General features: G+C 61.2%; 10 protein-coding genes. 9 read left to right on the plus strand and 1 reads right to left on the minus strand.

Going from position 1 to position 12,475, the window contains the following annotated elements:
• The first annotated feature begins 65 nt into the window (after positions 1-65).
• The 3 genes from OC71_RS20365 (at position 66) to tldD (ending at position 6,314) form a co-directional block, all read left to right on the plus strand.
• On the plus strand, positions 66-3,869 hold the full coding sequence (locus tag OC71_RS20365) for a YhdP family protein (protein ID WP_041072826.1): 3,804 nt from the start codon (positions 66-68) through the stop codon (positions 3,867-3,869).
• A gap of 137 nt (positions 3,870-4,006) precedes the next feature.
• Positions 4,007-4,867, plus strand: coding sequence for a carbon-nitrogen hydrolase family protein (locus OC71_RS20370; protein ID WP_041072828.1), 861 nt, complete (start codon positions 4,007-4,009; stop codon positions 4,865-4,867).
• A 4-nt stretch (positions 4,868-4,871) separates the two neighbouring features.
• Positions 4,872-6,314, plus strand: a complete 1,443-nt coding sequence (gene tldD / locus OC71_RS20375) for a metalloprotease TldD (RefSeq protein ID WP_007961588.1) — start codon at positions 4,872-4,874, stop codon at positions 6,312-6,314.
• A 106-nt stretch (positions 6,315-6,420) separates the two neighbouring features.
• Here the strand turns inward: tldD and yjgA are convergent, their stop codons facing one another.
• Positions 6,421-6,945: a ribosome biogenesis factor YjgA gene (gene yjgA / locus OC71_RS20380; RefSeq protein ID WP_007961589.1), complete on the minus strand. Its 525-nt coding sequence runs from the start codon at positions 6,943-6,945 to the stop codon at positions 6,421-6,423.
• Between the two features lie 108 nt (positions 6,946-7,053).
• On the opposite strand from yjgA, the gene pmbA reads away from it, so the two are divergent.
• The 6 genes from pmbA (at position 7,054) to OC71_RS20410 (ending at position 12,418) form a co-directional block, all read left to right on the plus strand.
• Positions 7,054-8,400, plus strand: coding sequence for a metalloprotease PmbA (gene pmbA / locus OC71_RS20385; protein ID WP_041072830.1), 1,347 nt, complete (start codon positions 7,054-7,056; stop codon positions 8,398-8,400).
• Positions 8,401-8,648: 248 nt separating this feature from the next.
• Positions 8,649-9,056 carry a hypothetical protein gene (locus tag OC71_RS20390; protein ID WP_041072832.1) on the plus strand — a complete coding sequence of 136 codons (408 nt, stop codon included), beginning with the start codon at positions 8,649-8,651 and terminating at the stop codon, positions 9,054-9,056.
• On the plus strand, positions 9,037-10,413 hold the full coding sequence (locus OC71_RS20395; RefSeq protein ID WP_041072833.1) for an aspartate ammonia-lyase: 1,377 nt from the start codon (positions 9,037-9,039) through the stop codon (positions 10,411-10,413). Before OC71_RS20390 ends, OC71_RS20395 begins: the two co-directional genes overlap by 20 nt.
• Positions 10,414-10,440: 27 nt before the next feature.
• A complete protein-coding gene (locus OC71_RS20400; protein ID WP_041072835.1) occupies positions 10,441-10,881 on the plus strand; it encodes a hypothetical protein in 441 nt (146 codons plus the stop codon).
• Position 10,882: 1 nt separating this feature from the next.
• Positions 10,883-11,494 (plus strand): superoxide dismutase, encoded by a 612-nt coding sequence (locus OC71_RS20405; protein ID WP_041072837.1) that lies wholly within the window; start codon positions 10,883-10,885, stop codon positions 11,492-11,494.
• A 30-nt stretch (positions 11,495-11,524) separates the two neighbouring features.
• Positions 11,525-12,418, plus strand: a complete 894-nt coding sequence (locus OC71_RS20410) for a ZIP family metal transporter (protein ID WP_041072839.1) — start codon at positions 11,525-11,527, stop codon at positions 12,416-12,418.
• Positions 12,419-12,475: the final 57 nt, after the last annotated feature.

Raw genomic sequence — 12,475 nt, forward strand, 5'->3', positions numbered from 1 at the left:
CACATTTAATCCACAACGGCTGGCCTCAGCTTTTCGCAGTTTTTTCGCCATGGGAGCCAACTGACATGGAGCGTCTGACACGCATTTTGGCCGCACTTACCCGCTGGGGACTGGGCCTGTGCGCGTTGGTTCTGGTGCTGTTGGCGTTGTACGTCAGCCTCGGTCGGGAATTGACGCCGCTGGTGGCGGAATACCGCACCGACATCGAAAACAAGGCCAGTGCCGCGCTCGGCATGCCGCTGCAGATCGGCGAACTGGAAGGTGACTGGAGCGGATTTGCACCGATCCTGCTGGCCCATGACGTGATGGTCGGTGACGGCGCGAATGCCTTGCGTCTGGACCGGGTACGTGTGGTGCCGGATCTCTGGGGCAGCCTGCTGGCGCGCGAAGTACGTATCGCCCATCTGGAATTGAACGGTCTGAAAATCAGCGTCAAGGAAGCGCAGGACGGCACATGGTCGCTGGAAGGCCTGCCGGTGCAGAACGACCAGCCGCTTGATCCCGAACAACTGTTCAAGCGCTCGCAGATCGTTCAGCAATTGTCGGTGCTCGACAGTCAGGTGACCGTGCAGCCGCTGGACCATGCGCCGATGACCTTCACCTACGTCGGCCTCAATCTGAAAACCGGCAGCAGCCGGCAGCGCCTCGATGCTCGTCTGACTTTGCCCGACGGGCAGCCGATGGCGATGAGCCTGCGAACACGGATTCGCCCCTCCCGACTGCCGGACAGCTCGGTGGAAGGCTATGTCAGCCTGCCGCAAAGCGACTGGTCGAAGTGGTTGCCCGAGCGTTTGACCCAGCAATGGAATTTTTCCGAGATCAAGGCGGGCGGCGAGTTGTGGGTGAACTGGAACGACGGCGCCCTGCAAAGCGCCGCTGTCCGTTTGAACGCACCGCAGGTGACCGGCGCTTATGCCGAGCGCAAGCCGATCAAGATCAGCAATCTGGCGCTCAATGGCTATTACCAGCGCGACGATGACGGCGCCACCGTTACGCTTGATTCGCTGGCGATGAGTTTTGGCGAAACCCGCTGGGAAACTCACGTGCAGCTCAAGCAGACGGCAGCCACTGATGCAGTCGACGAGCTGTGGCATCTGCAGGCTGACCGCCTCGATTTGCAGCCGGTCACCCCGTTGCTGAATGCACTGGGGCCGCTGCCTGAAGGCTTCGCCACGGTTGTCGACCACCTGAAAGTGACCGGCGGGTTGCGCAACGTGTTGCTGGATTTTCGCCCCAACGCTACCGATGGCTCGAAATTCGGCTTCGCGGCCAATCTGGATAAAGTCGGGTTCGACGCCTATCACGGCGCCCCGGCGGCGCGAAACGTCAGTGGCAGCCTCAGCGGCAACCTCGACGGCGGCGAGCTGCGCCTGGACAGCAAGGATTTCGTCCTGCACCTCGACCCGATCTTCGCCAAGCCATGGCAATACATTCAGGCCAATGCCCGGCTGACCTGGAAGCTCGACAAAGAAGGTTTCACCCTGATCGCGCCTTACCTGAAAGTGCTGGGCGAGGAGGGCAAAATTGCTGGCGATTTCCTGATCCGCCTGCACTTCGACCATAGCCAGGAAGACTACATGGACCTGCGCGTCGGGCTGGTCGATGGCGACGGTCGCTACACCGCCAAATACCTGCCCGAAGTCTTGAGTCCGGCCCTCGACGAGTGGCTGCGCACGGCGATCCTCAAAGGCGCGGTGGACCAGGGTTTTTTCCAGTATCAGGGTTCGCTGAGCAAAAATGCCAAGGATGTCGATCGCAGCATCAGCCTGTTCTTCAAGGTGCATGACGCCGAGCTGGCGTTCCAGCCGGGCTGGCCGCACGTGAGCAAGGTCAGTGGCGACGTGTTCATCGAGGACAGCGGCGTGCGCATCGTGGCCGACAAGGGGCAGTTGCTCGACACCCAGGTCAGCGACGTTTTCGTCAATATTCCCCATGTCCCGGCGGGGCAGCATACGCATCTGTTCCTCGACGGCGGGTTTGCCGGTGGGTTGGGTGATGGCCTGAAAATTCTCCAGACTGCACCGATCGGCACTGGCGAAACGTTTGCCGGCTGGGAAGGCGAGGGCGATCTGCAGGGCAAGGTCAAACTCGATATCCCGCTGGAAAAGGGCGATTTGCCGAAGATCCTCGTCGACTTCAAGACTGCCAATGCGCGCTTGAAACTGGCGGAGCCGAAACTTGAGCTGAGCCAGCTCAAAGGCGATTTCCGTTTCGACAGCGCCAAAGGATTGAGTGGGCAGAACATCGCCGCCAAGGCTTTTGACAAGCCGGTGACCGCGCAGATTTTCGCGGATGGCAGCCCGGGCAAGCTCAAGACGCGGGTCTCGGCTTCCGGGCAGGTCGAGGTCAAGAAACTCACTGACTGGCTGGGCGTGACTCAACCGTTGCCGGTGTCTGGGACCCTTCCCTATCAGTTGCAGGTCAACCTCGACGGCACTGACAGTCAACTGACGGTCAGTTCCAGCATGAAAGGCGTCGCGGTGGATCTGCCGGCGCCGTTCGGCATGTCGGCCCAGCAAGGGCGTGACACGGTGTTCCGCATGAGCTTGCAAGGTCCGGAGCGGCGTTTTTGGGTCAGTTACGATCAACTGGCCAGCTTCACCTTCGCCGCACCGCCGAGCAATTTCGCCGATGGTCGTGGCGAGCTGTTTCTCGGTACTGGCGACGCAGTCCTGCCGGACGCCAAAGGCCTGCGCATACGCGGTGTGCTGTCGGAGCTGGACGTCGCGCCGTGGCAGGACCTGGTCAATAAATACGCCGGTAACGACCCGGGTGGCAGCGCCAAGCAATTACTCAACAGTGCCGACTTCAAGGTGGGCAAGCTCACCGCATTCGGCACCACTCTCGATCAGGCGGCAGTTCAGGTCAATCGCAAACCGTGGGCGTGGAATCTGGCGCTCGACAGCCAGCAGGCCAAAGGCTCGGCCAGTCTTCCCGATGCCAAGGGCGCACCGATCGCGGTCAATCTGCAATACGTGCGGCTGCCGGCACCGGATCCGACGGTGCAGGCCGACGAGAACTCGCCTGATCCGCTGGTTTCCGTCGACCCGACGAAGATCCCCGCGCTGGACATCACCATCAATCAATTGTTTCTCGGCGCGGATCTGGTAGGCGGCTGGTCGCTCAAGGTACGGCCAACGGCCAAAGGCATCGCCCTGAACAATATGGACATGGGCCTCAAGGGCATCCTGTTGCAAGGCAATGGCGGCTGGGAAGGTACCCCGGGTTCGACCAACAGCTGGTTCAAGGGCCGGATCAGCGGCAAGAACCTTGCCGATGTGCTTAAGGGCTGGGGCTTCGCGCCGAGCGTGACCAGTGAAGAATTCCACATGGACGTCGATGGCCGCTGGCCGGGATCGCCGGCGTGGCTGGCGACCAAGCGTTTCTCCGGCACGCTGGATGCCTCGCTGAATAAAGGTCAGTTCGTTGAAGTGGAGGGCGGCGCGCAGGCGTTGCGGGTGTTCGGTCTGCTCAACTTCAATTCCATTGGGCGCCGTCTGCGTCTGGACTTCTCCGACTTGTTTGGCAAAGGCTTGAGCTACGACCGGGTCAAGGGCTTGTTGGTGGCCAATAGCGGCGTGTATGTCACCCGCGAGCCGATTCGGCTGACCGGTCCTTCAAGCAATCTTGAGCTGGACGGTACGCTGGATCTGGTTGGCGATCAGGTCGATGCAAAATTGCTGGTGACCTTGCCGGTGACCAACAATCTGCCGATCGCCGCGCTGATTGTCGGCGCGCCAGCGGTCGGCGGGGCATTGTTCCTTATCGACAAGCTGATCGGTGACCGCGTGGCACGCTTCGCCAGCGTCAAATACACCGTCAAGGGCCCGTGGAAAGAGCCGAAAATCACCTTCGACAAGCCTTTTTGAGTAGCATGAGGCTTTTCCCCGTGTAGGAGCTGCCGCAGGCTGTGATCTTTTGATCTGGTTTTTAAAAGCACAATCAAAAGATCGCAGCCTGCGGCAGCTCCTACAGTGATAAGTGGACTCCCTGTCAGGAAGCGGCCATGTCTTTAGCGGTGATTCAAATGGTCAGCCAGAGCGATGTGCTGGCCAATCTGGCGCAGGCCCGACGCCTGCTCGAGCAGGCGGCAATCGGTGGCGCGAAGCTGGCAGTGCTGCCGGAAAACTTCGCTGCCATGGGCCGTCGCGACATTGCCGACATCGGTAAGGCCGAAGCGCTCGGTGAAGGCCCGATCCTGCCATGGTTGAAACAGACCGCCCGCGACCTCAAGTTATGGATAGTGGCCGGCACCTTGCCGTTGCCGCCGCTTGGGCAACCGGACGCCAAGTCGCATGCCTGTTCGCTACTGGTCAACGATCAGGGTGAAACCGTCGCACGGTATAACAAGTTGCACCTGTTCGATGTCGATGTGGCGGACAATCGCGGGCGGTATCGCGAATCCGATGACTATGCTTATGGCAGTGGCGTGGTGGTGGCGGACACACCGGTTGGCCGAGTCGGCCTGACCGTGTGCTACGACCTGCGCTTTCCGGAGTTGTACAGCGAATTGCGCGCCGCTGGTGCCGAGTTGATCACCGCCCCGTCTGCCTTCACCGCTGTGACCGGTGCGGCGCACTGGGAGGTGCTGATTCGCGCCCGGGCCATCGAGACCCAGTGTTATGTGTTGGCGGCAGCGCAGGGCGGGACCCATCCGGGACCGCGTGAAACCTTCGGTCATGCAGCGATTGTCGATCCGTGGGGCCGGGTGCTGGCGCACCAGGATCAAGGCGAGGCGGTATTGTTGGCCGCACGCGACAGTGATGAACAAGCGTCTATCAGGGCGCGAATGCCGGTGACCCGTCATCGGCGGTTTTTCTCGCAGGGCGCCCAGCGGCCTGCTTCAGAACATGAATTTAAGGCGTAAACCTATGAGCGAGTTGTTGTCCTCAGTCAGCGATCACCTGTTGGCGCCCGGCGGCGTGACCATCGAGAGCCTGCAAGGTGTGCTCGGCGATCTGGCCGGCCCGGGCATCGATGCTGCCGATCTGTATTTCCAGGGCCAGATCTCTGAGTCGTGGTCGCTGGAAGACGGTATCGTCAAGGAAGGCAGCTTCAACCTCGACCAAGGTGTTGGCGTGCGTGCGCAGTCCGGCGAGAAAACCGGTTTTGCCTACAGCAACGCGATCACCCTCGAAGCCCTGGGCGCTGCGGCCCGTGCCGCCCGCTCGATCTCCCGCGCCGGGCAGAACGGCACGGTGCAGGCGTTCAGCACTCAGGATGTCGCGCAGTTGTATGCGCCGGACAATCCGCTGGAAGTGCTGAGCCGCGCCGAGAAAGTCGAGCTGCTCAAGCGCATCGACGTCGCTACCCGCGCTCTTGATCCACGGATTCAACAGGTCAGCGTGAGTATGGCCGGGGTCTGGGAAAGGATTCTGGTGGCGTCTACCGACGGTGGCCTGGCTGCTGACGTGCGTCCGCTGGTGCGTTTCAACGTCAGCGTGATCGTCGAGCAGAATGGTCGTCGCGAGCGCGGCGGGCATGGCGGTGGCGGGCGTACCGATTACCGCTATTTCCTCGCCGAAGACCGCGCCATGGGCTATGCCCGTGAGGCGCTGCGTCAGGCGCTGGTGAACCTGGAAGCGATTCCGGCACCGGCCGGCACTTTGCCTGTCGTCCTCGGATCGGGTTGGTCCGGCGTGCTCCTGCACGAAGCGGTCGGCCACGGTCTGGAGGGGGATTTCAACCGCAAGGGCAGTTCGGCCTACAGCGGGCGAATGGGCGAAATGGTCGCCTCCAAACTGTGCACCATCGTCGATGACGGCACGTTGAGCGGCCGTCGCGGCTCGCTGAGCGTCGACGACGAAGGCACTCCGACCGAGTGCACCACGCTGATCGAGAACGGTGTGCTCAAGGGTTACATGCAGGACAAGCTCAACGCGCGCCTGATGGGTGTAGCCCGTACCGGCAACGGTCGTCGTGAGTCATACGCGCATCTGCCGATGCCGCGCATGACCAACACCTACATGCTCGGTGGCGAAAGCGATCCGGCGGAAATCATCGCATCGGTGAAGAAAGGCATCTACTGCGCCAACCTCGGCGGCGGTCAGGTCGACATTACCAGCGGCAAGTTCGTGTTCTCCACCAGCGAGGCGTACCTGATCGAGGACGGCAAGATCACCGCACCGGTCAAGGGCGCGACGTTGATCGGCAATGGTCCCGAGGCGATGAGCCGGGTGTCGATGGTCGGTAACGATCTGGCACTGGACAGCGGTGTGGGCACGTGCGGCAAGGACGGGCAGTCGGTACCGGTGGGTGTCGGTCAGCCGACGCTGAAGATCGATGCGATTACCGTGGGTGGCACGGGCGCATAAACAAAAAAAGCTGTAGGAGCTGCCGCAGGCTGCGATCTTTTGGTCTTGCTTTTAACAATCAAAGTCAAAAGATCGCAGCCTTCGGCAGCTCCTACAGGGGCGAGTATCAACGCAGGCCGCGTTGCGTATCGTCCAGCTCACGGATGTACTTGAAGATCTTGCGGCTGGAAGCAGGAGGTTTGTTGTGTGCAACCTCGTGTTGAGCCTGACGGATCAGCGACCGCAGTTGCTGGCGATCGGCGTCCGGGTATTCGACGACGAATTTCTCCAGCACGGCATCGTCACCGGCGATCAGCCGGTCACGCCAGCGTTCGAGGTTGTGGAAACGCTCGTTGTACTGACGGGTGGAGGCATCGAGTTGATCGAGCAGGACCAGAATCGCGTCAGTATCCTGATCGCGCATCAGTTTGCCGATGAACTGCAGGTGCCGTTTACGCGCGATGTTCGCGGTGTGCTTCGGCGCATCGGCCAGGGCCCGGCGCAGAGCGTCGGTCAATGGCAGTTTTGCCTGCAAGTCGGGCTTGAGTGTTGTAAGGCGCTCGCCAAGGTCAACCAGAGCATGCAGCTCGCGTTTGACCTGAGATTTGCTTTTTTCTCCCGTATCGAGGGAGTCGTCGTAAGAATCAACCATGGTGGCAGTCCGCAAAGAAACGCCGCCATGATAACCAGTCGGGGGCCGCTTGTCCGGCCCGGTCGCTCGATGACCCCAGCCGAAAGCAGAATTTGAGTGGAGATGAGCATGAGTGCAGTTCAAAGCGTCGGCCCGCAAGCATTGCCGGCACTGCAGGAACAGGTCGAGCAGATCATCGCCGAAGCCAAGCGTCAGGGCGCCAGTGCCTGTGAAGTCGCGGTGTCGCTGGAGCAGGGTTTGTCGACCTCGGTGCGTCAGCGTGAGGTCGAGACGGTCGAGTTCAATCGCGACCAGGGCTTTGGCATCACCCTGTACGTCGGCCAGCGCAAAGGCTCGGCCAGCACCTCCGCCACCGGGCCGGATGCGATTCGTGAAACCGTTGCTGCCGCACTGGCGATCGCCAAACACACCTCTGAAGACGAAGCCTCGGGCCTCGCCGATGCCGCGTTGATGGCCAGGGATGTGCAGGATTTCGACCTGTTCCACGAATGGGACATCACCCCGGAGCAGGCGATCGAGAAGGCGTTGCTCTGTGAAGCCGCCGCGTTCGACGCTGATGTGCGAATCAAGAACGCCGACGGCACCACCCTCAGCACCCATCAGGGCTGCCGCGTGTATGGCAACAGCCACGGTTTCATCGGCGGTTACGCGTCGACCCGGCACAGCCTGAGCTGCGTGATGATCGCCGAAGCCGATGGCCAGATGCAGCGCGATTACTGGTATGACGTCAATCGTCAGGGCAGCCTGCTGGCGGATCCGGTGAGCATCGGCCAGCGTGCCGCGCAACGCGCCGCGAGTCGTCTGGGCGCGCGTCCGGTGCCGACCTGCGAAGTGCCGGTGCTGTTTTCTGCCGAGCTGGCGGGCGGGTTGTTCGGCAGCTTTCTGTCAGCGGTCTCCGGCGGCAGTCTGTATCGCAAATCGTCGTTCCTCGAAGGCACGCTGGGGCAGAAGCTGTTTCCGGAATGGCTCACCATCGATGAGCGTCCACATCTGATGCGCGCCATGGGCAGTGCGTCTTACGACGGTGATGGCTTGGCCACCTACGCCAAACCGTTCGTCGAAAAGGGCGAATTGGTGTCGTACATTCTCGGCACGTACTCCGGGCGCAAACTCGGCATGCCAAGCACCGCCAACGCGGGGGGCGTGCATAACCTGTTCGTGACGCATGGTGATGAAGATCAGGCGGCACTATTGAAACGCATGGGTCGCGGCTTGTTGGTTACCGAATTGATGGGTCATGGTTTGAACATGGTCACCGGCGATTATTCGCGCGGAGCGGCGGGGTTCTGGGTCGAGAATGGCGAAATCCAGTTCGCGGTGCAGGAAGTGACCATCGCCGGCAACATGCGCGACATGTTCAAGCAGATCGTCGCCGTCGGTAATGATCTGGAACTGCGTAGCAACATTCGCACAGGCTCGGTATTGATCGAGCGGATGACTGTGGCGGGCAGCTAAGCCCCAGCGGTCAGACAAGAAAGGCGCGCCACCTCATCGGGTGGCGCGCCTTTTTTCTTGGCTCCACACAAAACCTTGTGGGAGCGAGCCTGCTCGCGAAAGCGATAGCAGCCGACCGCAGCGGCGAATGACACGACGCCTTCGCGAGCAGGCTCGCTTCCACAATGGAGTTTGTGTAACCAGGTGCTCTTGTTTTGGTTCTCATTATCATCTAATAATGAATCTCATCTCCGCACGAGTCCCGGATCATGAGTTCTGCCTTGCACGAGCAGCCGTACCTCGAAAGCTGGCGCTGGATGAGTCGCCAGATCCGTTGCGCGATGGACCCCGATGAACCGCGCCTGATCGAACACTACCTGGCCGAAGGCCGTTATCTGGCCTGCTGCACGGCGACTTCCCCGTGGACCATCGCTGAAACCTCCTTCCGTTTGCTGCTCGACACAGCCTGCGACATCGCGTTGCCATGGCACTGGCGCAGCTTGTGTCTCGATCAAGCCTGGCGCCCGCTGCGTGAAATGGAGCGCCTGTCGCTGTGCAACTGCCGACTCCAGCGTTGGCAGCGCTACACCTGGCAACTGGCGACCTGCGAGTTGCAACCCTCGATTCCTTTCATTGAATCAGTCCAAGGATTTTCAGATGACCAAGACTCGTATTGAGCGCGACAGCATGGGCGAACTGCAGGTGCCGGTGGACGCTCTCTACGGCGCGCAGACCCAGCGCGCAGTGGATAACTTCCCGATCAGCGGCAAACCGATGCCAACGCAATTCATCCGTGCGCTGATCCTCGCCAAAGCCGCCGCCGCGCGGGCCAACGTCGAACTCAACCAACTGAGCGCCTCGCAAGGCAAGGCCATCAGCGACGCCGCGCAAGGCCTGCTCGAAGGCGACTTCATGCAGCATTTTCCGGTGGATATTTTCCAGACCGGCTCCGGCACCAGCTCCAACATGAACGCCAACGAAGTGATCGCGACCCTCGCCAGTCGCCTGCTTGGCGAGCCGGTCAACCCGAACGATCACGTCAACTGCGGCCAGAGCAGCAACGACATCATCCCGACCACCATTCACGTCAGCGCCGCCCTGGCGTTGCACGAACAACTCCTGCCGGCGTTGCTGCACCTGGTGCAGGTGATCGAAAACAAAGCCGTGCAAGTGCATCACCACGTCAAAACCGGTCGCACTCATTTGATGGATGCGATGCCGGTGCGCATGAGTCAGGTGCTCAACGGTTGGGCGCAGCAACTCAAGGCCAACATCGCCCACCTGCAGGATCTGCTGCCGAGCCTGCAATCGTTGGCGCAGGGTGGCACGGCCGTCGGCACCGGGATCAATGCGCACCCGGAATTCGCCGCGCGTTTCAGCCGCCAATTAAGCCAGCTGACCCATGTGCAATTCACTCCGGGCAAGGATCTGTTCGCCCTGATCGGCTCGCAGGACACCGCCGTCGCCGTCTCCGGCCAGCTCAAGGCCACCGCCGTGTCGCTGATGAAAATTGCCAATGACCTGCGCTGGATGAACTCCGGCCCGCTCGCCGGTCTCAGTGAAATCGAGCTGGAAGCTTTGCAGCCAGGGTCGTCGATCATGCCGGGCAAGGTCAATCCGGTGATCCCGGAAGCCACCGCGATGGTCGCCGCGCAGGTGATCGGTAACGACTCGGTGATCACTATCGCCGGCCAGTCGGGCAACTTCGAGCTGAACGTGATGCTGCCGATCATCGCCCAGAACCTGTTGAACAGCATCGAACTGCTGGCCAACGTCAGCCGTCTGCTCGGCGACAAAGCCATCGCCAGCTTCAAGGTCAACGAGTCGCGGCTCAAGGAAGCGCTGTCGCGCAACCCGATTCTGGTCACCGCGCTCAACCCGATCATCGGTTACCAGAAAGCCGCGGAAATCGCCAAGCAGGCCTACAAACAGGGGCGCCCGGTGATTGACGTCGCGCTGGAGCACACCGATCTGTCGCGCAGCCAACTGGAAGAGTTACTCAACCCCGAGAAACTCACTGCCGGCGGCGTATAAATCCCGCAACCGCTTTGGAGGTTCACCATGGAGCACTGGAAACGCACGATCGAACGGGCCAATCGCTGCTTCATGCTCGGCGAGCTGATTGACGCCCGCGAGGCTTATCTGCAAGCCCTGGCCTTGGCGCAAGTGCTGTTCGAACGCTGGACGGATGCCGACGAAGCGGTGGCGGCCTGCGTTATCTCCCACCACAACCTGGCGGACCTGCACCTGCGCCTGAACCAGCCGGAGGAGAGCGCCGAGTACCTCTGCGCGATTCATCAACGGCTGTTGCAAACCATGCAGGACGAGCGCCTGCGCCCGGCCCTGCGGGAGGCGGCGTTGCGCCAGAGCAGCAAGACCTACGTCGAGCTGCTGAATTTCATCGGCGAACACGGCGAATACCCGCGCACCCAACGCCTGCTGCACCCGGACACCGGCCATGCACGCCGCGCGTCAGCCTCACATCACCATGGAGTCCACTGAAATGGCTTTTACCTTACCTGCCTTGCCGTACGCCTACGACGCCCTGGAACCGCACATCGATGCGCAAACCATGGAGATTCACTACACCAAGCACCACCAGACCTACATCAACAACCTCAACACTGCCGTCGAAGGCACAGAGTATGCCGAGTGGCCGGTGGAAAGACTGGTCGCCAGCGTCCAGCAGTTACCGGAAAAACTCCGTGCGGCCGTGATCAATCAGGGTGGCGGTCACGCCAACCATTCGTTGTTCTGGGAAATCATGGTGCCCAACGGTGGCGGCAAGCCTGAAGGCGCGCTGGCCAAGGCGATTGATGACCAACTGGGCGGCCTCGACAGCTTCAAGGAAGCCTTCACCAAAGCCGCACTGACCCGTTTCGGCAGCGGCTGGGCCTGGCTCAGCGTCACTCCCGAGAAGAAGCTGATCGTGGAAAGCAGCGGTAATCAGGACAGCCCGCTGATGAATGGCAATACGCCGATTCTCGGTCTGGACGTCTGGGAACACGCCTACTATTTGCGTTATCAGAACCGTCGTCCGGAATACATCAACGCGTTCTACAACGTGATCAATTGGCCTGAAGTTGCCGCGCGTTATCAGGCTGCTCTGGTTTAAGTCATCCATAAAAACAATCCAAGGCTGACTATGGGTACTGAAACACTGGCGATTGGTGGTGGGCGCATGTTTCGTTATGCGGTCGGGTCGCTGTTGCTGCTGGCGGGCATGACTTTGCTGGTGGCGCATGGGCTGGAATGGCTGGATCTGCAGCCGAGACTGTCGCGGGCCTTGCAGGGGGGCGCGATCTGCGCCCTCGGCACGGCGCTCGGCGCGGTGCCGGTGCTGGTGATCCGGCGCATACCGCAGAGGCTCAGCGATACGCTGTTGGGGTTCGGCGCCGGCGTGATGCTGGCGGCGACTGCGTTTTCGCTGATCGTGCCGGGCATTGCTGCTGCTGAAAGTCTGGGCCTGACACCGTGGGCTGCCAGCGGGTTGATCTGTTTCGGCATCATGCTCGGTGCATTCGGTCTGTATCTGGTGGACCTGAAACTATCCGGCGCCTCACCGGAAATGCTCGTCGGTACCCCTGAGCGCCCGGTGATCCCGCCAAGGATCTGGTTGTTCGTCTTCGCCATCATTGCTCACAACATCCCGGAAGGCATGGCGGTGGGGGTGTCTGCTGGCGGCGGCATGCCGGATGCCGACAGTCTGGCGATGGGCATCGCCTTGCAGGATGTGCCGGAGGGGTTAGTGATTGCGCTGGTGTTGGCCGGGGCCGGGATGTCGCGGGTCAAGGCGTTTTTGATCGGTGCGGCGTCGGGGCTGGTCGAGCCGGTGTTTGCACTGCTCTGTGCGTGGCTGGTCAGCCTGGCAGAGTTGTTGTTGCCGTTGGGGCTGGCGCTGGCCGCGGGAGCGATGTTGCTGGTGGTGACGCATGAGGTGATCCCCGAGTCGCGACGCAATGGTCATGACAAGCTGGCCAGTCTTGGCTTGCTGATCGGGTTTTGTCTGATGATGGTGATGGATACGGCGTTGGGCTGAAAAAACATCGCAGCCTTCGGCAGCTCTTACAGTGAACGCATTCCAATGTAGGAGCTG

Source organism: Pseudomonas sp. W15Feb9B (genome assembly GCF_000828175.1).
In the GTDB taxonomy this organism is placed as follows: Bacteria; Pseudomonadota; Gammaproteobacteria; order Pseudomonadales; family Pseudomonadaceae; genus Aquipseudomonas; species Aquipseudomonas parakoreensis.

Coding starts and splice junctions, on each gene's coding strand:
- OC71_RS20400 (WP_041072835.1), top strand. CDS start 10,441: ATGGAGCACTGGAAACGCACGATCGAACGGGCCAATCGCTGCTTCATG.
- tldD (WP_007961588.1), top strand. CDS start 4,872: ATGAGCGAGTTGTTGTCCTCAGTCAGCGATCACCTGTTGGCGCCCGGC.
- OC71_RS20370 (WP_041072828.1), top strand. CDS start 4,007: ATGTCTTTAGCGGTGATTCAAATGGTCAGCCAGAGCGATGTGCTGGCC.
- OC71_RS20390 (WP_041072832.1), top strand. CDS start 8,649: ATGAGTTCTGCCTTGCACGAGCAGCCGTACCTCGAAAGCTGGCGCTGG.
- OC71_RS20395 (WP_041072833.1), top strand. CDS start 9,037: ATGACCAAGACTCGTATTGAGCGCGACAGCATGGGCGAACTGCAGGTG.
- pmbA (WP_041072830.1), top strand. CDS start 7,054: ATGAGTGCAGTTCAAAGCGTCGGCCCGCAAGCATTGCCGGCACTGCAG.
- yjgA (WP_007961589.1), bottom strand. CDS start 6,945: ATGGTTGATTCTTACGACGACTCCCTCGATACGGGAGAAAAAAGCAAA.
- OC71_RS20365 (WP_041072826.1), top strand. CDS start 66: ATGGAGCGTCTGACACGCATTTTGGCCGCACTTACCCGCTGGGGACTG.
- OC71_RS20405 (WP_041072837.1), top strand. CDS start 10,883: ATGGCTTTTACCTTACCTGCCTTGCCGTACGCCTACGACGCCCTGGAA.
- OC71_RS20410 (WP_041072839.1), top strand. CDS start 11,525: ATGGGTACTGAAACACTGGCGATTGGTGGTGGGCGCATGTTTCGTTAT.